The organism is Clostridium sp. X (assembly GCF_055755365.1).
The window spans coordinates 1,108,960-1,131,084 of sequence record NZ_CM146912.1 but is presented as its reverse complement, the minus strand read 5'-3'; the positions used below and the strand labels follow the sequence as shown (position 1 = coordinate 1,131,084).

General features: G+C 29.1%; 24 protein-coding genes. 4 read left to right on the top strand and 20 right to left on the bottom strand.

What is annotated here, in order from left to right; all coding sequences use genetic code 11:
* Positions 1-86: 86 nt before the first annotated feature.
* Positions 87-641: a rubrerythrin family protein gene (locus ACX0KU_RS05825; protein ID WP_472991920.1), complete on the bottom strand. Its 555-nt coding sequence runs from the start codon at positions 639-641 to the stop codon at positions 87-89.
* Positions 642-820: 179 nt separating this feature from the next.
* On the opposite strand from ACX0KU_RS05825, the gene ACX0KU_RS05820 reads away from it, so the two are divergent.
* Both ACX0KU_RS05820 and ACX0KU_RS05815 read left to right on the top strand, forming a co-directional pair.
* Positions 821-958, top strand: coding sequence for an FAD-dependent oxidoreductase (locus ACX0KU_RS05820; protein ID WP_472991919.1), 138 nt, complete (start codon positions 821-823; stop codon positions 956-958).
* 135 nt (positions 959-1,093) lie between these two features.
* Positions 1,094-1,915: an NAD(P)/FAD-dependent oxidoreductase gene (locus tag ACX0KU_RS05815; RefSeq protein WP_472991918.1), complete on the top strand. Its 822-nt coding sequence runs from the start codon at positions 1,094-1,096 to the stop codon at positions 1,913-1,915.
* Between the two features lie 104 nt (positions 1,916-2,019).
* On the opposite strand, the gene ACX0KU_RS05810 is transcribed toward ACX0KU_RS05815, so the two are convergent.
* Entirely contained in the window at positions 2,020-4,626 is a 2,607-nt protein-coding gene (locus tag ACX0KU_RS05810; protein ID WP_472991917.1) for a cation-translocating P-type ATPase, read from the bottom strand.
* A 152-nt stretch (positions 4,627-4,778) separates the two neighbouring features.
* Between ACX0KU_RS05810 and ACX0KU_RS05805 the strand changes: the two genes are divergently transcribed.
* Positions 4,779-4,907 (top strand): hypothetical protein, encoded by a 129-nt coding sequence (locus ACX0KU_RS05805; protein ID WP_472991916.1) that lies wholly within the window; start codon positions 4,779-4,781, stop codon positions 4,905-4,907.
* Positions 4,908-4,912: 5 nt separating this feature from the next.
* Here ACX0KU_RS05805 and ACX0KU_RS05800 read toward each other — a convergent pair whose 3' ends face one another.
* The 10 genes from ACX0KU_RS05800 to ACX0KU_RS05755 form a co-directional block, all read right to left on the bottom strand.
* Positions 4,913-5,281 carry a NifB/NifX family molybdenum-iron cluster-binding protein gene (locus ACX0KU_RS05800; protein WP_472991915.1) on the bottom strand — a complete coding sequence of 123 codons (369 nt, stop codon included), beginning with the start codon at positions 5,279-5,281 and terminating at the stop codon, positions 4,913-4,915.
* Positions 5,282-5,300: 19 nt separating this feature from the next.
* On the bottom strand, positions 5,301-5,660 hold the full coding sequence (locus ACX0KU_RS05795; protein WP_472991914.1) for an ArsR/SmtB family transcription factor: 360 nt from the start codon (positions 5,658-5,660) through the stop codon (positions 5,301-5,303).
* A gap of 50 nt (positions 5,661-5,710) precedes the next feature.
* Complete coding sequence (locus ACX0KU_RS05790) at positions 5,711-6,898, bottom strand: S41 family peptidase (protein WP_472991913.1); 1,188 nt, start codon at positions 6,896-6,898, stop codon at positions 5,711-5,713.
* Between the two features lie 210 nt (positions 6,899-7,108).
* Positions 7,109-8,257, bottom strand: coding sequence for a Card1-like endonuclease domain-containing protein (locus tag ACX0KU_RS05785; protein WP_472991912.1), 1,149 nt, complete (start codon positions 8,255-8,257; stop codon positions 7,109-7,111).
* A gap of 188 nt (positions 8,258-8,445) precedes the next feature.
* Positions 8,446-10,122 (bottom strand): methyl-accepting chemotaxis protein, encoded by a 1,677-nt coding sequence (locus ACX0KU_RS05780; protein WP_472991911.1) that lies wholly within the window; start codon positions 10,120-10,122, stop codon positions 8,446-8,448.
* Positions 10,123-10,549: 427 nt separating this feature from the next.
* Positions 10,550-11,542 (bottom strand): ornithine carbamoyltransferase, encoded by a 993-nt coding sequence (argF, locus tag ACX0KU_RS05775; RefSeq protein ID WP_472991910.1) that lies wholly within the window; start codon positions 11,540-11,542, stop codon positions 10,550-10,552.
* 239 nt (positions 11,543-11,781) lie between these two features.
* Positions 11,782-11,931 carry a YvrJ family protein gene (locus ACX0KU_RS05770; protein WP_472991909.1) on the bottom strand — a complete coding sequence of 50 codons (150 nt, stop codon included), beginning with the start codon at positions 11,929-11,931 and terminating at the stop codon, positions 11,782-11,784.
* A gap of 58 nt (positions 11,932-11,989) precedes the next feature.
* The gene (locus ACX0KU_RS05765; RefSeq protein ID WP_472991908.1) at positions 11,990-12,583 is read right to left on the bottom strand and encodes a DUF1836 domain-containing protein; all 594 of its coding nucleotides are present in this window, start codon (positions 12,581-12,583) and stop codon (positions 11,990-11,992) included.
* A 653-nt stretch (positions 12,584-13,236) separates the two neighbouring features.
* Positions 13,237-13,878, bottom strand: coding sequence for a fructose-6-phosphate aldolase (fsa, locus tag ACX0KU_RS05760; RefSeq protein WP_472991907.1), 642 nt, complete (start codon positions 13,876-13,878; stop codon positions 13,237-13,239).
* 71 nt (positions 13,879-13,949) lie between these two features.
* Positions 13,950-15,314 (bottom strand): tRNA nucleotidyltransferase/poly(A) polymerase-related protein, encoded by a 1,365-nt coding sequence (locus ACX0KU_RS05755; RefSeq protein WP_472991906.1) that lies wholly within the window; start codon positions 15,312-15,314, stop codon positions 13,950-13,952.
* 593 nt (positions 15,315-15,907) lie between these two features.
* Between ACX0KU_RS05755 and ACX0KU_RS05750 the strand changes: the two genes are divergently transcribed.
* Positions 15,908-16,156, top strand: a complete 249-nt coding sequence (locus ACX0KU_RS05750) for an AbrB/MazE/SpoVT family DNA-binding domain-containing protein (RefSeq protein ID WP_472991905.1) — start codon at positions 15,908-15,910, stop codon at positions 16,154-16,156.
* Positions 16,157-16,283: 127 nt separating this feature from the next.
* Here ACX0KU_RS05750 and ACX0KU_RS05745 read toward each other — a convergent pair whose 3' ends face one another.
* The 8 genes from ACX0KU_RS05745 to ACX0KU_RS05710 form a co-directional block, all read right to left on the bottom strand.
* Complete coding sequence (locus ACX0KU_RS05745) at positions 16,284-17,408, bottom strand: C40 family peptidase (RefSeq protein WP_472991904.1); 1,125 nt, start codon at positions 17,406-17,408, stop codon at positions 16,284-16,286.
* Positions 17,409-17,540: 132 nt separating this feature from the next.
* Positions 17,541-18,398, bottom strand: a complete 858-nt coding sequence (gene rsmI, locus ACX0KU_RS05740) for a 16S rRNA (cytidine(1402)-2'-O)-methyltransferase (protein WP_472991903.1) — start codon at positions 18,396-18,398, stop codon at positions 17,541-17,543.
* On the bottom strand, positions 18,385-19,128 hold the full coding sequence (locus ACX0KU_RS05735) for a tRNA1(Val) (adenine(37)-N6)-methyltransferase (RefSeq protein ID WP_472991902.1): 744 nt from the start codon (positions 19,126-19,128) through the stop codon (positions 18,385-18,387). The genes rsmI and ACX0KU_RS05735 overlap by 14 nt, the downstream gene beginning before the upstream one ends.
* A gap of 196 nt (positions 19,129-19,324) precedes the next feature.
* A complete protein-coding gene (locus ACX0KU_RS05730; protein ID WP_472991901.1) occupies positions 19,325-19,498 on the bottom strand; it encodes a DUF362 domain-containing protein in 174 nt (57 codons plus the stop codon).
* A gap of 97 nt (positions 19,499-19,595) precedes the next feature.
* Positions 19,596-19,799, bottom strand: coding sequence for a heavy-metal-associated domain-containing protein (locus ACX0KU_RS05725; RefSeq protein WP_472991900.1), 204 nt, complete (start codon positions 19,797-19,799; stop codon positions 19,596-19,598).
* Positions 19,800-19,811: 12 nt separating this feature from the next.
* Positions 19,812-20,726, bottom strand: coding sequence for a PSP1 domain-containing protein (locus ACX0KU_RS05720; protein ID WP_472991899.1), 915 nt, complete (start codon positions 20,724-20,726; stop codon positions 19,812-19,814).
* Position 20,727: 1 nt separating this feature from the next.
* Entirely contained in the window at positions 20,728-21,672 is a 945-nt protein-coding gene (locus ACX0KU_RS05715; protein ID WP_472991898.1) for a DNA polymerase III subunit delta', read from the bottom strand.
* 57 nt (positions 21,673-21,729) lie between these two features.
* Positions 21,730-22,059, bottom strand: a complete 330-nt coding sequence (locus ACX0KU_RS05710) for a cyclic-di-AMP receptor (RefSeq protein WP_472991897.1) — start codon at positions 22,057-22,059, stop codon at positions 21,730-21,732.
* Between the last annotated feature and the right edge of the window lie 66 nt (positions 22,060-22,125).

Here is a 22,125-nt window from a genome sequence, read left to right as displayed (position 1 = left end):
ACTTTTCATATATTATTGAATTTCTTAATTTCAAATAAAAATAAAGCATCTTATAAATTTAAGATGCTTTATCAATATGTGCTATATTAAAACTTTTGAAATAAATCTCCTTTAACCCCACAGATAGGACATTTCTCTGGTAATTCTTCTTCTACTGTATAGCCACAAACTGGACAAACATAAAAGGTACTCTCTTCCATATCCTTTCCTTCTTTAGCAAGTATTTGAGCTTTTTGAAAAAGCTCCGCATGTTTCTTTTCAGCTTCTACTGCATAATGAAAAGATCTTTCCGCATCTTTTTCTGATTGAAATCTTGCTGTTTCAAGATATACAGGATACATTTGGTCAATTTCATGAAGTTCTCCATTTATAGCACCTTGTAAATTTTCTACTATATCAGTATTTCCAAATACTGCCCCTGCTGGAACTGTATGATCTCCAACCTGTTCTTTAAGCACTGTAAAATGATTTTTAGCATGAACCCATTCCGCATGTGCAACAGCTATAAACAATCTTCCTATATTAGGATATCCTGACTTTTCAGCTGCCTCTCCCCACACTAAATATCTCATATGTGCCATGCTTTCTCCACCATAAGCTGAACGTAGAAAATCAGCTGTCATAGCATTTTTAACTGTCATATAAATCACCTCATATTTTTTTAACATATATATTTTGTTCACTATTTTAGATTATTCCCATAAATTACTTAGAAATATACCTATATAATTCCTAAAGTTTAATTAGGCTAATAATATTATATTATGGAATACTACCTACTATAACTTATAATTCATATCATTATATAGGAGAGATAATTATGAAGGTTATTATTATAGGAGCAGGCTTAGCTGGCCTTAGTTCTGCAATAATTTTAGAAAAACATGGCGTAACTCCAACCATATTTGAGCGTAGAAGTACAGTAGATGATAGATTTGTTAATGGAGAATCAGTATAGAATATTATAAATAGACCTATAAATCATTGTCTGACCTATCTAAGAAGTAACTACGGTATATTATTAGAGCCATTAAACCCAATAAAAGAAACTGTATTTCATTCTATAAATCACTCTGGAAGCATTATAGCAAATATGGGAGCCTTTAATATTCGCGGACGCCATAAAGACTCTTTTGTAGCTCAGTTAGCCAGTCAAGTACGCTCTAATATAGTTTTCAACTCTGAATGTACTTATGAAGACCTAAAAAAAGATTTTACACATATAATACTTGCCACAGAAGATGGCGCTTACGCATCTCATTTAGGAAATTATAGGTGCGATTTTACTGTAACTTTAAAAGGATGTACTATCGAAGGAAACTTTACACCAAATAGAGCAGATGTTTGGGTTAATCATGACTTTTCACCAAAAGGATATGCCTGGTTATTGCCATTTTCTAGTGAGGAAGCTAGTGTAGTTATTGGATATCCTGACTATAAAGAAAATATAGAAAAAGATATAAATTCAATGTGGAATCAATTCTTAAATCAATTATCTAAGGATTTAAATCAAGATTTTAAAGTGACTGATAGTTTTGAAGTTACTAGGTATATGATGGGACGAAGCCTTCGTCCTAAAGTAAACAACACCTACTTTGTTGGAAACTGCTTTGGTTCTTTAACCCCTGCCTTTGGATTTGGTCAATTTACATCTATATTAACAGGAATATATGCAGCACAGGATATTTGTGGATTAAATTCTTATGAAATGCTAACTAAATCTTTATATAGAAACTATGACTATTCCCTTGCTTTAAGAAAATTTACAGATAAGCTTAGTGATTCTAATCTTGACTTCTGCGTAAGAAATCTAGATAATGCCTTGATTAAAAGAGTTAATAAATGGGCTTTTGGTGATAAAACTAAAATTGATTTTATTAGACTAGGTAGTTATATAGTTAAACCCTTTATTTAATTAAGTAGATATCTTGTTAAAAACTTTGAAATTTATTTTAAAGGCTGTTGATAATCATTTCAACAGCCTAAATTATTTCATATAACCATGTTAATATTAAGTACTTATCTAACAAATATTAATTTATATAATTGTATTAACACAAGAGGAAGTATGGATAAACCAACTATCCATCCATATTGAGTACTTGTTAGTGGTACAACTTCGAAAACTCTCATAAATGAACTTACTGTAAGCACTAAAGTAATTAATGCAGCACCAATTATTAAAGCGTACCAGACAAATTTATTAGAGAAAACTCCTATTTTAAATATGGATTCTCTAGACCTTGAATTAAACCCATGTATTAATCTAGCAAGACATAATGTAGAAAAAGCCATAGTACTTGGTATAAAAGTATTATTAGCATCTTTTAGCCCTATATGGAATGCTATCATAGTGCTTATGGATATAATAATACCCTCTATCAATATCTCAATTCCAAATTCTTTACTTAGTATTGGAGCATTTATTGCCCTTGGTTTTTCCTTCATTATATTTTCATTATGGGGTTCAAGTCCTATAGCAATAGCCGGAAGACTATCTGTAACTAAGTTTATAAATAACAGATGTACGGGTAAAAATGGTATAGGTAGCGCAGCAATAGTTGTATATACTACAGCTAAAATTCCAGCTGTATTTCCAGACAATAAAAATTTTATTGAATTCTTAATATTAGCATATACACTTCTACCATTAGAAACAGATTTTACTATAGTGGAAAAGTTATCATCTGTTAATATCATAGCTGCTGCATCTTTAGCTACTTCTGTTCCTGTAATCCCCATAGCTATTCCTATATCTGCTTGTTTAAGAGCAGGTGCATCATTCACTCCGTCACCTGTCATAGCAACTATATTTCCTTTATCCTGCCATGCTCTTACTATTCTTATTTTATGTTCTGGGGATACTCTAGCATATACTGAAATTTTTTCTACTACTTCTCTAAGTTTATCATCACTTAGAGATTCAAGTTCATATCCTTCCATGGCTTCTGATTCATTTTCAAGAATTCCTATCTGTTTTGCTATAGCAGAAGCTGTTATCTTATGATCACCTGTTATCATAACAGGCTTAATACCTGCACTTATACAACTTTCTACTGCTCCTTTTGACTCATCTCTCGGAGGATCCATCATAGAAATTAATCCTACAAAGGTTAAGCCCTCCTCATCTTTTAAATTAATCTCTTCTCCATCTTGTATCTCTTTATACCCAAAAGCTAAAACCCTAAGACCACTCTCTGAAAACTCCCTATTCATATCTTCTATTTTTTCTTTATCGCTCTCTGTTATAAGTCTAACACCATCTGCTTTTTCAATATTAATAACTCTTTTAAGCATTACATCTAGGGCACCCTTTGTAAGCATTGTATCTTTACCATCAAGCTTATTTAAAGTGCTCATAAGCTTTCTATCTGAATCAAAGGGAATCTCACCTAATCTAGGATATTTTTTTCTTATTTCTAACTCATCTAATTTATATATATCTCCTAAATTAATAAGTGCAATCTCCGTAGGATCTCCTATATCCTTCTCTTTTGAAGTTACAGCATCATTACAAAGTAATGACATAAGTACTAACTTTTTTTCTAGATACCTATTTAAATCTACTTCTTTACTTCCTATAACTGCATCATCTACAAAAAGTCTTTGCACAGTCATCTTATTTTGAGTTAAGGTTCCCGTTTTATCTGAACATATAACAGAAATACTTCCTAAGCTTTCAACAGCATGAAGTTTTCTTACAATAGCATTTTCCTTTGCCATTTTCTGTGTTCCTAAAGCTAATACAATAGTGACAATAGAACTTAATGCTTCTGGTATAGCTGCTACAGCTAAAGATACTGCAAACATTAAAGATTCTAATAGGTCATATCCTCTAAATATATTTAGAGCAAATACAATTGCACATATTATTAATATTCCAATCGCAAGTTTTCTTCCAAAATTATCTAAACTCACTTGTAATGGCGTTTTCTTTTCTTGGGCGGTTTCAAGAAGATTAGCTATTTTTCCTATTTCTGTGTTCATCCCAATTCCAGTAACAACAACTACTCCTCTTCCATAGGTAACAAAACTTCCTGAGAAGACCATATTCTTTCTATCTCCAATGGCTACATGATCTCCTTCTATTGGATCTATTACTTTTAGTACACTTTCTGATTCTCCAGTAAGAGAACTTTCATTTACCTGAAGACTATAAGTTTCAATAATTCTTCCATCTGCACTTATATAATCTCCTGCATCTAAATATAAAATATCTCCAACTATTATTTCTTTTGAAGGTATCTCTATTCTTTTTCCATTCCTCAGAACTTTAGCTGTGGGAGAGGACAATGCTTTTAAACTACTCAAGGATTGTTCTGCCTTAATATGCTGTACAGTTCCCAAAATAGCATTGATACAAATAACAATCAATATAACTAACGTACTCTCAAGCTTTCCAAGAAAAGCTGATATAATTGCTGCTGCAATTAATATTATTACTAAAAAATCTTTAAACTGTTCAAAAAAAACTTGAACTGCACTCTTCTTTTTTCCTTCTTCTAGTTCATTAAAGCCATACTTATCCCTATTTTCTTTTACTTCATCATCATTTAATCCTTGAGTGAGGTTAACTCCTAAACTTTTTATAACTTCTTCTATCCCTTTTCTATAAAACTGTTCCATGAATTATTCCCCTTTTCGTAAAATAAATAAACCTTTTAATATAATTCCCTAAAAAAATTATATTAAAAGGTTTATTTATTACTTTTTTATTCATAAAAAATGTTAAAGAGTTCTTAAAATTTTCACTTAATTTAGAACGTGATACTTATTCTTTGCTTATTGATATACAAGACAGACTTGTAAAAGATACAAGTGCTGTATATACAAAAACATATAAAATATTATCTAAAAGTATTAAAAATAAAGCCTTTCCATACTATAAAGTTAAGGAAAGGCTTTAATTATATTAGTGACTACAATCATGACCAGCGCAAGTATTATTTACAGAGAACTCATGCAGTTGACTACTCTTTAGTAATTCTATATTATTTAGTACTGTATCATTGGAAACTTTATATACTTTTACTCCTTGGTTATTTAACTTCATTAGTGCTCCAGCACCAATTCCACCTACTAAAATTGCATCAACCACCTCTCCTCCAAGTGCTTTAAGCGGTTGACACATGCCATGAGCATGATGTAAATCCTCATTTTTAATAACCTTTACTTCTTCTCCTTCTAACTCACAGATTAAGAAAAATGGTGCAGAACCAAAATGATTAAAAACAATACTATCTAGTCCTTTGTTTTCTTCAATTGGAATACAAATCCTCATAATTTTTCTCCTTTCAAACTTATTTTTTTTGACAACATCTATTCTTATTTGCTTTGCATAGTACATTACAATCACTAGGAATATGTACTCCTAGCTTACAATTGTCCAGTGCTTCATCTTCACTTATTGCTTTAATAATCTCTGTTACTTCAGATAGAAGTGGCTTTTGCAGGTTATAGTGAACATAATATCCTGATTTTTCACCAACAATAACTGCAGCCTCTTTAAGAACTCTTAAATGCTGAGATACTGCTGCCTCTGAAATGCCTAAATGTTTCGCTATTCCTTTAGCACAAATTCTTCTTTTGGAAACTATAATCAATATTTTTAATCTCGTTTCATCTCCTAGTGCTTTAAAAATCTGTACTATCTCTTCCATAGTTCCCTCACAAGATTTTAATTAAGTAACTGCTTAATTAAAATAATATATTACTTAATTGATGAAGTCAATAGATATTCTAGGCAGGGATCTTTTTTTTCTATATAGTCTTCTATACTTATATCAATATGGACGTCAGGCATAAAAGCTAAAAGTTCATCATCCTCAATTGTCTTATAGTATTCAGTAGAAAAGGATATCTCAATTCCACAATTATCTAATTTAAATCTCTCTACCTCTCCATAGCAATTTGGCTTTCCTCCTGTAGGTTCCCCTAAAAATATTGCATTCGTCTTTTCTTTTAGTGAAATAGCATTTAATACAGCTGAAGAGAAAGTTTCTTGTCCTATTATTACAAATAGTTTACCTTTATGATTAAGGTTTTTTAGCTCTGATATACTATTAATAAATGGATCTAAAAGAGTTGAGTTCCCACCAAAATTATTTCTTATATCAATTACAAGCTTTTCTATAGTATTTGTTTTAATAAAACTTATTAATTCATCTGTAAATTGAGGAACTGTCTCATTTTCCATATTCCTGCAAGCGTTATATTTGAAATATAATATTTTAAAACTCTTAATATATTCAAACCAATAATATCTATCAGCGTTTTTTCTGTAAATCGGTAACTCGTCATTCTCGGATAAATTGCTATTATTTAATTTAAAGCTTTCATTTACGTCTCTAATAGAAAACGTCTTTACTGTTAATCGCTTTACGTTACCTTCTATATCTTGAAAATCAATATCTACATAATCAACTTCATCTATAACCTCTAGTCCATATAGCAAATCCATTGCTTGTAAATACTTTGGAAGTTGAGACTTAAGATGCCATTCGTTCTCATGTGATATCATTAATTTTAACTTTTCTATAATTTCATCTATATCAACATTATTGATACTTATAATTTTGCAATGTTCAGCCTTTTTGTATTCTTTTAAGGCCGCTGTAACATATATACCACTCGAAAAACAATAAAGCTCAAAGGGTAGTATCCATTTAACTATAGGTTTTAATGAAGTATGGGCATCCATAAAGGATGCCACAAGCATAGCTAATCTTATCTGCATTTCATAATCATCATAATATTTAACATATTTCTTTAAATCTTCTATGTCATTATAAAATTCTTTCTCACTTTTATAAAAAAATAAGCTTTTATGTTTTTTAGGAAGTTCATAAGCTAGCTTATTTATATCTTCTAACCATTTTTTATTCCTAGTATGTTTCATATATTTCTCCCTTATGATTTCAACTTTTACGTTTCTTTATGCATCTTTCTATTATACATTCTATTTAGTAACTACATATAAAAATTTGTGTTATCTAAATGTATATTTTCTAAAACTCCCGTTAATAATTATAATAACTTCATAAATACCCAATAAAATATTCCCAAAAAAGAGAAAAGGACTGAGTCCTTTTCTCTTTTTTATTCTTACCTATCCAACTATTACTCTACTGAGTTTTTCCAGTAGTTCTTTTACATCTCCATTAAATACCAATAAATATATTCCCATTTCGTCAGCTCTTAATCTTAGACTCCTTTTTTCAGGCTCTTTAGTTGCTACAAGTATCTTCTTAACCTCTCCTCCACCTAATTTTCCTGCATATACCTGAAGCTCATTTAGTGTATTCTCATCATACTTCTCTGTATCTTTACAAGATACATAAACTAATTGTGAATTTGCTGATGCTACTACATCTACTTCATTTTTTACATATCTTATATCTTCATCCCACAAAAATACTATTCCACTTTTTACATCTTTTACTTCTTTTATTTGTTTAATAAGTTTGTATATTAACACTTCTAACCATGTTCCTGTTTTAAATAAAATAGTTTTTGCTTCTATCTTTTTAAACTTTATACTTAATTCATATGAGTTTATGTATAAAACATGAATTAAGTCAAGTTCCTTTAATTTATGAAAAAATCCCTTAAATCTTTTTATGTGATATTCATCTATACCATCTAATTTAATTATAACTGTATCTAATACAGCCTTATCATGAATAACTATACTTGGATCTTTTAAAATTCTCTTTAAATCATCCCATATATCAAGATTTTGAATAATATAATTTACATATTCTTGTATTTGTTTACTATTACCTAGACAGGTGGAATCATATATAATTTCTCCCCCTGTACTTTCAATAAAATCTTTAACCACTAAATTTTTAAATTCGATACCTGACTCTTCTATTCTATCATCATTAACTATAACAATTTTTTCATAGTCTATATCAACAAATATTGATTTTATTTGAAACTTCTTAGCTAACTCATATGAAATTATACTTAGTGTTTTACTTCCACCTGATATGTTTAGTAATGTATCTTTACTATCAAACTTTGCAATTGTTTCATGTATGTTTTTATAATTATCTTTATCTACTATAATTCTGCTTATAGTCATGTTAGGAAGCTTATTTTCTAGATAACTACTTATATTCTCTAAAGCTTTTATTTGTTCACTACAATTCTCATATAGAAAGACTATATTCTTTGGGTTAAGAGTTAAAGCTGCTATTATGTTGTGTTCATTAAATTTACCTACTAAATTTATTAAATTTTTGCATTCCATAAATTCACCTACTTAAAGTAATAAGATCAATATAATTAGTCAGCCTTATTTTGTCACATATTAACTAGTTTTATTATAGATAATTTTAACATCATTATTAAAAATTAAAGTGTCCATTTTAATTATAGTCTGTTAAATATCTCAACAAATAATAAGACCTCTAAGTTTAACTCAGAGGTCTTATTATTCTAAATTTTAAACTTACAAATTATATCTTTTGACTCTTCTAAAAGTGTAGTTAATTTTTCTGCTGAAGTTACTATTTCTTGTAGTCCTGATGCTTGTTCTTCTGAAGATACACTTACTTCCTCTGAAGTTGCCGCTGACTCCTGTGCTACTGTTGAAACTTCTGAAATATTAGTTATAACCTCATCTTTATCTTCTCTAATTCCCTCTAAGGAATTAGTAACTGTTTCAATATTTGATTCTAACTTTTCAATAGTCTCTTCTATGAGTTTAAAACTGGTATTTGTAGCATGTACATTTATAGCAGTCTTATCACTTAGTTCTTTTGATAGTTTTAATTTTTCAAATACTCCACTAACACTAGATTTAACTTCTAATATAACTTTTTCTATCTTCAATGCAGAATCCGAAGACTGTTTAGCTAGCTTTCTTACCTCTTCTGCAACTATAGCAAATCCTCTGCCTGCCTCACCTGCTCTTACAACTTCAATTGATACATTAAGTGCAAGAAGATTAGTTTGCTCTGTAATACCTTTCATAACATCTGTAATTGCACCTATTTCATTAGATTTTACTTCTAACTGTTGAACTTTTTCTACAACATCAAGGTTAGCGGTATACATATTATCAAATGCTTCAGTTAAATTACTCACCAACATAGCACCTTCATTACTTGATTGTTTTGCTTCCTTTGCTGCACTCATCATATATTTAGAGTTTTGTATAGATACTTCTACCTTTTCTCCTAATCCTTCAGCTATGTTAGAACTATCACTTAACATTTCTGATTGATGAATAGCTCCATCCGCTATCTGTTGTACTGATGTTGCAACTTCATCTCCGATAGCACTAGATTCCTCTGTTATTGATAATAATGATTCTGAACTTTCTTTTAAATGATTGGAAGCATCATCAACGCTTCTAAGTATATTAGCTACTTTCATTACTGTATTATTTATTGCATCAACTATATCTTCTGATTCTGTTGTCATGGATTTAGTTTTTTCTACTCTAATAGTGAAATTTCCATTGCTCATTTCTTCTAATGCATCTACAGTCATTTTAATAGGATTTATTATTTTAACTTTAGTAAATTTACTTGCTATGATTACAGCTATAGTTAATAATGCTATGGCTGATATTATATTAATCAGTACTACACCATTAACTTTACTTGTAAGTTCCTTTTTAGGTACAAGCCCTAATATAGTGTATCCTGTATTCTCATCTACTCGCTTTAATACTATAAATATCTCATTGTCAATATCTTGTTCAAATACTTTATTTTTATTATTTAATACTTCCTCTATAACCTTATCTTCTTTAAAAGTCATTCCTACTCTTTCTGAATCTTTATGGGCTATAATGCTCCCTGTTGAATCAATAATTAATGCATACCCTTCTTGTCCAATAGTTATATCCGAAACCTTCTTACTAAGCTTATCTAAAGCTATATCTATACATATTACTCCTACTATATTCCCTGAGCTATCTTCTACTGTTTTTGCAAAAGTTACATCATACTTTTTATTATCTAATGCATCTTTATATGGATCCGTAACTATTATAATTCCTTTATTTTCCAGATACTTTTTATACCAGCCTCGCTGTCTAGCATCAAAGCCTTTAGGCAATTCTTGTTCTGGCATTAAAATAAATGCTCCATTTGTAAGTCCCATATATACAGCCGAAACATCCTTATGGGAATCTAAAAATGATTTTAGACTACTTTTAAACCATTTGCTACTATCTGAACTAAATGTCCATTACTTATTGCCTGAAAATTGTTTTTAATATCTTTACTTATGGTATAATAACTTACTCCTCAAACAACTCCTAGTGGTACTAAGACTGCTACAATTATTAAAGTTACTATTTGTTTATATAAGCTTCTTCTGTTATTCTTCACTGTATTTCCTCCCTATTTATATATGCAGTCTGTATATTTATACATTATATGACTTATATTCTCATAATACTATACTTATATATATTTCTATTTTTTTCGCAATCTTCACTTATAATTTTATTCAATTTTATAATCTTTATTTTATAAATAAAAAAAGACCTAAATAATCTTAGGTCTTTAATAGTTTTTATATCATTTTACAACATGGCTACCATAATAGCTTTTATTGTATGCATTCTATTCTCAGCCTCATCAAAAACAATAGAGTAGTCGCTCTCAAAAACCTCATCACTAACTTCAATTCCCTCTAATCCAAATTGTTCATATATGTCTCTGCCTACAGTAGTCTCCAAATCATGAAAGGCTGGAAGACAATGCATAAACTTTACATCTTGATTATGAGTCTTTTTTATCAAAGCCATATCTACTCTATAAGGACTTAACATCTCTATTCGTTCTTTCCAAACTTCTTTTGGTTCCCCCATAGATACCCACACATCTGTATATATTATATCAGCATCTTTAACTCCTTCTTCTACATTAGAAGTAATAGTTATCTTTGCACCTGATTCTGTTGCAACTTCATTGCACTTATTCACTAAATCTGTACTTGGAAACAACTTTTCAGGAGATACAATTCTAAAATCAATTCCAACCTTTGCAGCTCCTATCATAAGCGCATTAGCTACATTATTTCTTCCATCTCCTAAGTAAGCTAAAGAAATTTTATCAAGCGGCTTATTAAAGTGTTCTTTTATAGTCAGAAAATCGGCTAAAACTTGAGTTGGATGATCCTCATCTGTAAGTCCGTTCCATACCGGTACTCCAGAGTATTTTGCTAAAGTTTCTACTATGTTCTGACCATGCCCTCTATACTGAATCCCATCATACATTCTTCCTAAAACCCTTGCAGTGTCCTTTATAGATTCTTTTTTCCCCATTTGACTTCCTGTTGAACCTATGTATGTAAGATGTATCCCTTGATCATAGGCCGCTACTTCAAAAGAACATCTGGTTCTTGTAGAATCTTTTTCAAATAGCAATGCTATGTTTTTTCTTACACATTTTTGACACTCTATACCCTCTTTTTTATCCTTTTTTAACTTTTCTGCCAAATCTAATAAGTACATTATTTCTTCTTTAGTAAAATCCATTAAGGTTAATAAACTTCTACCTTTCAAATTAATCATAAAATAACCCCCTATAATTCCTTAATATATTATAATATCAAGTAATATAACACTCATCAAACACCCAATTTAATGGTAAGCCTTATCTATATTCTTGTCAATAATCATATCAAAAAAAGAAAAAACCAGATAAACCCTAGAATTATGTATAATAATGAGAGTACCTAGTTATAAATTATTATTATTTTATTAGTAGATTATTAACTAATCATTATATATTCGCTAATAGCCTATTCTTCTTACTTATTTGGTATATTATTTAATACATTAGCTAAGGTATTAATACTATATGCAAGACTTTCTAATTTTCCTTCTATTCTTACTAATAAGTAAATAGATATAGCTATAGGAAATCCTACATTACCTATTAATTCAACTAAAGCATCCATAAATATCACCACCTTTCATGCATTAAATATGCATAAAGGCTTTAATTATATACTTTAGTTATACATCTCCATATTTATCAATAATCTTTTTAGCTAGTTTCTTAATAGTACTAGCTTGTGCTATCAAGCTCATTACAACGAGGAATACAAGAATCCTATCTCTATCTTCATCCTTTAAATTACTACCTTCTATAAAATGATTAAGTTTTTCCTCATTAAAAAATTCTATATTTAAGAAACTATCAAAACTTTCTACCTGTATTTTATCAAATATTTTATAGGCTTTTTCCCAGGAAATAATATCATCACTTCTATCATTGATTTCATTAAACGCTAGCGCAAACACCTTCCTGATTTCATCAGTGGTTAGTACAGGTCTCATATAACTTAAAAGTACTAATTGTGCTAATTGTAATTTAGTATACCCTCTCTTTTTTCCATCTTCCGGCTTTGAAATAACTCCATTTTTTATGTAATTTTGTATTATATTGCTAGTATACTTTTCTTCCTCAAATCTATTATTTAAGTAATCTATAACTTGAGATAAAAATAGGTCATATTCAGGTAAATCTTCATAAGCTACTAATGTACTCTCTGATATTTCTTTAGCTATATCATTTATATTCTTTAAAATAGACTTACTTTCTTTCATTAGCATTACCTCCACAATATTTCTATATAACCGCTTTTACTAAAGCTACTACATCTTGTAATTTATTTACAATTTTATATAGATTATTTAAATTAAATATTTATTAGATAATAATATTATAAGGTATCGATAACCTTATTACAAGTTTTAATGCTAATATGTTCTCTTTGTACATCTGTAGAGATAATTTTCATATTACTAACGTCGATTCTTGTAATTCTAGTTAAGATTTTTAAATATGTTAATTTTTCTTGAAATACAAATTGCAAAACTATATAAACGTGGATATCTTTTAGAATTATCCACACTTATGTACAAGTTATACACAGTTTCTGTGCATAACTTGTACATTTGCTTAAATCCTAGATTTTATCTAGATAAGTCACTTAAATATTATTTTTTTATCCACACTGTACACATGTCCATGTGGATAAGTTGTTAAAACAATGTGGAACAAATCGAGTTTTTTTGCAATTCTTATTTCATTTTTTGTATAATTCTGTTGTTTTATAGATTATATTGTTTTTACTATTTATGATAATTTTTCATTACTACCTTTTAGAAAAGATTTCAATTTTATTTTAACATTTTCTTAATTAAATACAATAAAAATAGAGTAGATTTTATTTCATCTACTCTATCTCTTATGGATATTACTTATTCTTATTATAATCCTCTAAAAATATCTCTATTCCCTTCTCTGTAAGAGGATGCTTTAACATTTGTACTAGTACTTTATAAGGTATAGTTGCTATATGCGCTCCACTTTTCGCTACATCTAGCACATGTATTGGATGCCTTATACTAGCTGCTATTATTTCTGTCTCTATATTATATATTTCAAAAATTTCAGCTATATCGCTTATTACTTGAATACCATCTGTCCCTATATCATCAAGTCTCCCTGCAAAAGGACTCACATAACTTGCCCCTGCTTTTGCAGCAATCAATGCTTGTTGAGGTGAGAAAATCAAAGTTACATTAGTTCTTATGCCTTCTTTTGATAATACACTTACAGCTTTTATACCTTCTTCACACATAGGTATTTTTATTACTATATTTTTATGTATCTTTGATAGTTGTTTAGCTTCCTCTATCATTTCTTTACATTCTAAACTTATAACCTCAGCACTTATAGGTCCATCGACTATAGAACATATTTCCTCTACAACCTCTTTAATATCTCTTCCTTCTTTTGCTATTAAAGAAGGATTAGTCGTTACTCCGTCAAGAATTCCCCACTTACTTACCCTTTTTATTTCATCTACATTTGCAGTATCAATAAATATTTTCATATAATTTGCCCCTTTCTTATATTTTAAAGTTATATGATTTAGTATACATTTATACCAAAAATATACAACATTTATTTTTTTAAAAATCTAATGGCATCTTCTTTATTAGTGATTTTACCGTAATATACATTTCTATCTATTTCTTCTAATAATTCTTTCACTCTTTTACCTTCTGCTCCTGTCAATGCCATTATTTCTATTCCATTTAGTAATCTGTTTTCTTTGATTGTTTTGTACCTTTTATATTCTCTTAAAAGTTTATTAATATAATCCTTAATCACCTGCTCCTCATTATCAGGATCATATAATTTTTTAGTGGCACTAATATCACAATAGGATATTAATAAGATATATGGTATATACTTATTATATTTTGAAAAAAATTTATAAAAGCTTTTTTTATAATTTTTAACTTTACTCTTATAAATACCTAGAGGATACATATAGGCTTCAACAAGAGTTGCGATAAATTCCCCAGCTTTTTTAGGAAATCCCAATTCTTCACATACTCTACTTATAATTTTAGCTCCAACAATATCATGCCCAATAAAGCTTATCTTTCCATTTATATTCTTATAACAACTACTCTTTCCTATATCATGACAAAATGCTGCAAAAGCTATATAACTTTTAATAGATGTGCTTCCTATATTTTCATTAAGAATTTTTATATCTATATCTAACATACTAAACATTTCTTTTAAAAGCTGTTTATAGGTCTTATAAGCTAAATTCATATGAGTAAAGGCATCCTCAATATGATATTTGCACTTTCCTATTTTCTTCAAATCACTTATATAAGGAATTAACTCTTGAAGTACATCATATTCTTCTAACAATTGAAAAACTATTCCTTCATTATCCTCTTCAATTAACTTTATAAATTCATTAAAAATTCTTTCTTTTGGATAGTCTTTTATATAAGCACTATTTTCTTTTATATGTTTTTTACATTCATCACTAAAATTCATTCCATATTTTAAAGAAAATCTAAAGGCTCTTAAAATTCTAATTTTATCATCTTTTATACTATTCTCATTCACTTCATGAATTATCTTAGTCTTTATAAAGTCTCTTCCGTTAAAGGGATCTATTATCTTCTTATCTATTAATCTTAATGCTATTGCATTTATAGTGAAGTCTCTCTCCCTTAAATCTTCCTCTATATTATTTCCCTTCATTCTTATTATATCTACTATACATCCATTAATAACTCCCCTGTATATTCCCATATTTTCTTTCAAACAAAAAACTCTATATTCTCTTTTCTCTAGTTCTTCTACAAAGACCTGGATATTTCCTTCATAAACCATATCTAAATCTTTCGAGACTTCATTAGTTTCCATTAATTTATCTCTAATATATCCTCCAACTATGTATATGGATCCCCTAGTATCTTTTAAAACTTCCTTTATAATCTCTATAATGATATCCAAATGTTCACCTACTTTAAATTTTATTCTAAATTATATCATAATAATAAAAACTACTTCTCATTCTATATAAATAAATTTTATATTTTTGAATCTATCTATAAATGTATTATATCTATTTATAGATATAATACATTTATATGGAATATAATACATTTTATTGAACAATTGTCGTTTTACCTATAGTTTTTGTTGAATTTTTGCTAGAATACATCGTTTTTTTCGACATTCATTTTTTTCTTATCCATTTAATTACTATTTTATTCGTGATTTATCGATACTTTTTTTCCCATATTTTACACTTAAACTTTTTATAATTTTATTATATATTTTATACTTAAATCCTTGATTTTATTGACTTTATCAAGATATTGAATGATTTTATATTACAAAAATTTACTATTGACTTTTGAATAATTTGGTAGTATATTAACTATAGATGGAATTTAATAAGAAATTTGTAACTTGTTATTAGAAAAATCATTTTATGCATTGACTTCTTTTGTCACTTTTGGTACTATTTAAGTATAATGTTGTCGAAGAATGTAAAGTCATCTAACTTGATTAATATAAGAAAATTTAAGGAGGACAAATTAATGAAATCAACAGGAGTAGTAAGAAGAGTAGACGAATTAGGAAGAATTGTTATTCCAATAGAATTAAGAAGAACTTTAGATATAGCTGAAAAAGATGCTTTAGAAATTTACGTGGATGGGGAACAAATCATTCTTAAAAAATATGAACCAGCTTGTATTTTCTGTGGCGATGCTAGAAATGTTATAAATTACAAAGGTAAAAACATTTGTAAAACTTGCCTTGAATCATTAAAACAAGATAATAAATAGTTAAAATATAATAGAACCCTCATGAAGTAACTTCATGAGGGTTCTATTAATTTACACAAAAATATTTGCATTTTCTTTAAACAAATAAGACATCGAATTTATCGATGTCTATTATGTATGATTTTTATTATTTAACGCTTCTTCCGTGTGTAAAATCTGATCTACTTGATAAAGAACTTATTTTTACTACATCACCTGTTCTTGGCGCATGTATATACGAATCATTACCTACATATATGCCTACATGATGTGTTGGTGATCCAAAGAAAACTAAATCGCCAGCTTCTAAATTCCCTCGTGATACATATGTTCCTGTTTGAGCTTGATCTCTAGAAACTCTTGGAAGTTTTACGCCAAAATGTGCATAGACATACTTCGTAAATCCAGAACAATCGAAGTACTCCGTTCCATTAGCTCCCCAAGCATAAGGTGTTCCTAAGAACTTAGACGCATAAACAACTACTTCATCTGAAGATATAGAACCTGTCCCTCTTGATGGTTTTGTTGTATTTTTTGTTGTATTTTTTGATATATTCTTTTTCATTTGCTCGATAAGTTTCTTTGTTTCTTTTATTTTAGCTTTGTCTTCTTTTAATGCTTCCTCATAAACTGCTGCACTAGCCCTAGCTTCTGCTATAAGACTGTCTTGAGATTTCTTATCATCTTCTAATTTTTTTACTTTTTCTTCTTGAGATTTATTTAGTGATACGAGCTTGTCCTGTGTTTTTTTAAGTTCTTCTTGTTTTTGTCTTAATGCTTCTTGCTTTTCTTTTAATTCTTTAACTATTTGTTTATCTAATTCGGTTATCTTCTTAACAGCTTCAACCTTTTCAAATAAATCACTTAAGTTCTCTGCTCCAAGAATTACATCTAGATATCCAACTGAGCCATTCATGTACATAGCTCTCATTCTTTCGTTATATAGCTCTTGTTCTTCTTTAATATCTTCTTCAGCTTTTATAATATCTTTTTCAAATATCTCTATGTCATTTTGAATTAATTTTATTTGTGCTTTATTATCTTCTATTTGACCCATCAAGCTCTCTATTTGAATATCAAAATGCTCTATCTGTCTTTCTATTTCATCTACTCTTCTTTGTGCACTTCTATACTGATTGCTACTTTCATTAAGCTGATTTTGCTGTTCTCTAAGCCTGTCCGATAATGGATCTGCAATAACAGTCGTACTCATAGCAACTAATAAAATTGCCGTGGTAACCACTGAGACTACCTTCTTATGCAATATTCTCATCCCCTTTGTACTGTAATGTAAATTTTTTTCTAGGCTACAATATATTATAACATTAAATAAAGACTATTAACAATGAAAAAAATCGCTTAAAGTTCTATTATCAGTAACTAAAAGCGATTTTGTAATAAAATGCTATAAATTTATAGAATATTTATATATATCTGATTTCGAGATTCCTCTATCTTTAGCAACTTTTTTTATAGCATCTTTCTTATCTATTCCTTCATCTATATATTTTCTAATATGGTCTTCTATTGAAAGCTCTTTCCACTCAGACTCTTCCTCTATCTTTATTTCCTCTTGGCTCTTACCTTCAATTACAAGTACATATTCTCCTCTTGGTTGATTATTATTATAATATTCTACGGCTTCATTTAATTTCAATCTAATTATCTCTTCATGTAGCTTTGTAAGTTCTCTACATATAGCTATCCTTCGCTCTCCTAAACTATCATACAAAAACTCTAATGTCTTTAATAGCCTATGTGGTGATTCGTAGAAAATTAATGTTTCTTGTCTATTTCTTAGCTCCTCCATAATAACATTCTTATCTTTATTTTCTCTTGGGAAAAAACCTCTAAACAAAAATTTAGTAGTATCAAATCCTGAGTACACAAGAGCAGTGGTTACTGCAGTAGCCCCTGTCAGAACTTCAAATTCTATATTTTCATCTATACATCTTTTTATGATTACACTTCCTGGATCTGATATACCCGGAGTACCTGCATCAGAAACTAAAGCTATATTTTTCCCCTCTTGCAATTTAGTAATAATATCCTCACTTTTACTATTTTCATTAAACTTATGGTAACTTACAAGAGATTTTTTTATATTAAAATGATTCAATAACTTTAAACTTTGTCTTGTATCCTCTGCTGCTATTAAATCTACCTCTTGTAAAATCTCTAATGCCCTTAACGTTATATCTTTTAAGTTACCTATAGGTGTTGGTACTACGTATAACTTACCAGCCACTTTAATCCCTCCCATAAATTCTATTGATCTGATCTGAATAATTACCCTGATCATCATAAACATAAATAGGCGGTTCCCATTTTAAGAATGATCCTCCATCTCTCTGCCCTTCCACTAAAACAATATTAGCTGCTTTTTTTGCATTTGGATGAACCATTTGTATTCTTTTAGGCTCTATTTTGTGTTTTCTCATAAGAGTTATAATGTCAGCTAATCTATCAGGCCTATGTACCATATACATTCTTTTACTATCCTTTAACAAAATTCTACAAGCTATAATTACATCTTCTAATGTACAACATATCTCATGTCTAGCTATAGCTAATTTGTCACTTGGATTTATAATTCCAGAATTATATAACTTATACGGCGGATTCACTGTAACTACATCTGCTTTATGTAGACTCTTTAAAAGCTCTATATTATTTAAATCTCCATTTATAAATCTCACCTTTTCTTCTAACTTATTAAAAGCAACAGATCTATTTGCCATTTCAACCATTTCATCCTGAATTTCAATACCTATTATACTACTGGCCTCAGTTTTTCCTGATATTATAAATGGAATTATTCCTGTACCACTACATAAGTCTATAACCTTATTTCCTTTTTTTACTTCTGCAAAGTTAGCAAGCAATACAGCATCTACTCCAAATCTGAAGCCTACCTCTTTTTGTATTACATGGATACCTTTTATCTGCAAATCATCTAAAGTTTCTCCCACTTTTAATAAATGTTCAGTCATCTTTATCACCACTTTAAATTAAATTTATTATCTTAAAGCTAAAGTCTATCATCATTAGTATGTAGTTTTTTATATATTAATATATAATAACTTTTTTAGTCCAACTTCTAAGTTTCATATATAATTATAGTTTAAATTCGTAAATACTTTATCCAATAAAAAAAGTCGTCTTTTCGACGACTTTTTTTATTTAGACTTATTCTTCTGGAAATATAGATCCAACTGGACATACGTTAGCACAGTTTCCACAATCGATACAAGTGTTTGCATCAATTACAAATTGAGTATCTCCTTGACTGATTGATCCAACTGGACATTCAGAAGCACAAGCTCCACAGCTTACACATGAATCCTTAATTACAAATGCCATGAAAAAACACCTCCCTCAAGTTTCAATGCATGTTTTAAACTTTATGTACATGCTTTTATTATTTTAACATGTTTTTATCAGATTTGAAAGTGAATTTTTATATAATTGTATATCCAATGTCCTCCAATATATCATATATATTGTCTTCATTAATAAAATAGCTATCGTATACTACTTCCACTTCCCCCTCTTCTCTCTTAATCTGGCATGCAATAACCCCTTCTGCATTACCAAGTGCCATTCTAATGTTGACTACGTCATTTTGAGAACGTATATTTGAAACCTTTATTACAGCTTTCATATTGTATCCTCCCTAGTCATTCTTTAAAAGATCACTAATTGATTTATCATCTAAATCAGTAACTTCTAGCTTTATATCATCTTCACTTATTTTATCCCCAATATATTCATAGTCTCCTGAAATTAATTTTGTATCTTTAATTCCAACTTCTTTTATTATATCTTCACCTTCATGTACAGTAATTCTGACTTTAACACTTTCCTTTACTACTGAATTATTTATAACTATACCTTTTCCAAAAGGTGTCTCAACAATAGAATCAATTCTAGGAAGTTCCTTTTTAATATCTTCATAAGTTGATTGCTCATAATTTAAACAACACATAAGTCTTCCACAGATACCAGATATTTTAGTAGGATTTAAGGATAAATTCTGTTCTTTTGCCATTTTGATAGATACTGGAACAAAATCTCCTAAAAATGAGGAACAACACATAGGTCTTCCACAAGTTCCAAGTCCCCCTATCATTTTCGCCTCATCTCTAACTCCAATTTGCCTTAACTCAATCCTTGTTCTAAATATAGCTGCAAGATCTTTTACAAGCTCTCTAAAGTCTACTCTACCATCTGCAGTAAAATAAAAGATAACTTTATTATTATCGAAGGTATATTCTACATCTATAAGTTTCATCGGAAGATCATGCTTTAATATTTTCTCGGTACATACATTAAAAGCTTCTTGCTGTTTTACTCTATTTTCCGTATGTTTTTGTATATCTTCCGCTGTAGCTTTTCTTATAACATTTCTAAGTGGAGTTACAACTTCACTTTCTTTTATTTCTTTAGGTCCTATTACACATTCACCAAACTCTATACCTCTTACAGTTTCAACTATTAAACTATCTCCACTTTTTACTTCTAACTCATTTGGACTAAAATAGTATATCTTACCCGATTTTTTAAATCGAATTCCTACAACTGTTATCATATTAAACCTCCTGCATATTTAACAACATTATATCAAGAGCTAATTCAGCATTTGCTCTTCTATCTAAACTTTCTTTAGTCTTATTTATCTCGTTAACCATTTTATCTAGCTCTCTTAGTGAATATATATTTGAAAGCTTTTTTATCTCTTCTATTTTATCATTATTTATAACTAGCTCACTTTTTCCGATTTCTTTATAAATAACAATGTCCCTTATATAAGAAATAAAACAACTTAAAATTTCTCTCCAAAAATCTTTATTTTTATCAAAAAACTCCTCATATTTCTTAATCATATATCTATCTTTATTGCATAGTTCAAGTAGTATATTTATGGTTATATTCCTTACATTTTTAAAGGTATCATCTTCTAAATAAATTTTACTTCTCCCTGGCACGCCTTCAATAAAAGCTATAACTTGTTTTAATTCTTGTTCTTCTAAATTTGGATACTCTCGTCTCATATACTTCATTATATCTTTAACATTTAATCTATTAAGTTTATACACCTGACATCTAGACTTTATAGTCTCTAATATAGAATTCAATCCTTCACTAAGAAGAATAATAGTAACCCCTTTTGGTGGCTCTTCTATTGTTTTTAAGAAGGCATTCTGCGCTTCTGTGGTCATTTTATGTGCCTCATAAATTATTACTACTTTTTTATCGCCTTCATAAGGTTTCTTATTTACCTCTTTTATTATATCTCTTATCTCATCTACTCCGATAGATTGTTTATTCTTTCCTACTCTCCACTCTAAGATATCAACATAGCTTCTATCTTCTGTTTTTCCCAGAAGCTTTAATGAAATAGCTTTAGCTATAATACTTTTTCCAAGGCCATCTTCTCCAACTATGAGATGAGCATGTGAAAATCTTCCTGAATCTATCATAATATTCATTTGATCTATAATTATTTCATGACCTATTATACTATCAAAGCTCATTCCTACCTCCAGATTCTTATCTATAACTTTCTATATAAAATCATGTATGAAACCTGCTTATATCTTTATAAACTCATCTACATCTACTACAAATATGGTAGCCCCACCTACTTCTACTTCTAGTGTATACGGAACATAAATTCCTGTTGACCCTGTTACTGTTGAAGGTGTTGTAACAATTTGATTTCTTCTTTTACATATATCCTTTATGATTGAAGTTACATTGTCAACTTCCTCTTTTTTTACTCCTATCATTAAAGTAGTGTTTCCAGATTTTAAAAATCCTCCAGTTGTAGCCAGTTTCGTCACTCCATAACCTGCGTCGGTAATTACATCAACAAGATCATCAGCATAATCATCCTGAACAACAGCTATTATAAGTTTCATTAATCTTCCCCCTTCACAGTTATTGTTTGTGTCAAATTTATTTTATTCCTTATATAATTATATTTT

Excerpts from the sequence above, each read along its gene's own strand:
- ACX0KU_RS05825 (WP_472991920.1), bottom strand. The coding sequence starts at position 641 with ATGACAGTTAAAAATGCTATGACAGCTGATTTTCTACGTTCAGCTTAT.
- ACX0KU_RS05820 (WP_472991919.1), top strand. The coding sequence starts at position 821 with ATGAAGGTTATTATTATAGGAGCAGGCTTAGCTGGCCTTAGTTCTGCA.
- ACX0KU_RS05815 (WP_472991918.1), top strand. The coding sequence starts at position 1,094 with ATGGGAGCCTTTAATATTCGCGGACGCCATAAAGACTCTTTTGTAGCT.
- ACX0KU_RS05810 (WP_472991917.1), bottom strand. The coding sequence starts at position 4,626 with ATGGAACAGTTTTATAGAAAAGGGATAGAAGAAGTTATAAAAAGTTTA.
- ACX0KU_RS05800 (WP_472991915.1), bottom strand. The coding sequence starts at position 5,281 with ATGAGGATTTGTATTCCAATTGAAGAAAACAAAGGACTAGATAGTATT.
- ACX0KU_RS05795 (WP_472991914.1), bottom strand. The coding sequence starts at position 5,660 with ATGGAAGAGATAGTACAGATTTTTAAAGCACTAGGAGATGAAACGAGA.
- ACX0KU_RS05790 (WP_472991913.1), bottom strand. The coding sequence starts at position 6,898 with ATGAAACATACTAGGAATAAAAAATGGTTAGAAGATATAAATAAGCTA.
- ACX0KU_RS05785 (WP_472991912.1), bottom strand. The coding sequence starts at position 8,257 with ATGGAATGCAAAAATTTAATAAATTTAGTAGGTAAATTTAATGAACAC.
- ACX0KU_RS05780 (WP_472991911.1), bottom strand. The coding sequence starts at position 10,122 with ATGGGACTTACAAATGGAGCATTTATTTTAATGCCAGAACAAGAATTG.
- argF (WP_472991910.1), bottom strand. The coding sequence starts at position 11,542 with ATGATTAATTTGAAAGGTAGAAGTTTATTAACCTTAATGGATTTTACT.
- ACX0KU_RS05770 (WP_472991909.1), bottom strand. The coding sequence starts at position 11,931 with ATGGATGCTTTAGTTGAATTAATAGGTAATGTAGGATTTCCTATAGCT.
- ACX0KU_RS05765 (WP_472991908.1), bottom strand. The coding sequence starts at position 12,583 with ATGAAAGAAAGTAAGTCTATTTTAAAGAATATAAATGATATAGCTAAA.
- fsa (WP_472991907.1), bottom strand. The coding sequence starts at position 13,878 with ATGAAAATATTTATTGATACTGCAAATGTAGATGAAATAAAAAGGGTA.
- ACX0KU_RS05750 (WP_472991905.1), top strand. The coding sequence starts at position 15,908 with ATGAAATCAACAGGAGTAGTAAGAAGAGTAGACGAATTAGGAAGAATT.
- ACX0KU_RS05745 (WP_472991904.1), bottom strand. The coding sequence starts at position 17,408 with ATGAGAATATTGCATAAGAAGGTAGTCTCAGTGGTTACCACGGCAATT.
- rsmI (WP_472991903.1), bottom strand. The coding sequence starts at position 18,398 with ATGGGAGGGATTAAAGTGGCTGGTAAGTTATACGTAGTACCAACACCT.
- ACX0KU_RS05735 (WP_472991902.1), bottom strand. The coding sequence starts at position 19,128 with ATGACTGAACATTTATTAAAAGTGGGAGAAACTTTAGATGATTTGCAG.
- ACX0KU_RS05730 (WP_472991901.1), bottom strand. The coding sequence starts at position 19,498 with ATGGCATTTGTAATTAAGGATTCATGTGTAAGCTGTGGAGCTTGTGCT.
- ACX0KU_RS05725 (WP_472991900.1), bottom strand. The coding sequence starts at position 19,799 with ATGAAAGCTGTAATAAAGGTTTCAAATATACGTTCTCAAAATGACGTA.
- ACX0KU_RS05720 (WP_472991899.1), bottom strand. The coding sequence starts at position 20,726 with ATGATAACAGTTGTAGGAATTCGATTTAAAAAATCGGGTAAGATATAC.
- ACX0KU_RS05715 (WP_472991898.1), bottom strand. The coding sequence starts at position 21,672 with ATGAGCTTTGATAGTATAATAGGTCATGAAATAATTATAGATCAAATG.
- ACX0KU_RS05710 (WP_472991897.1), bottom strand. The coding sequence starts at position 22,059 with ATGAAACTTATAATAGCTGTTGTTCAGGATGATTATGCTGATGATCTT.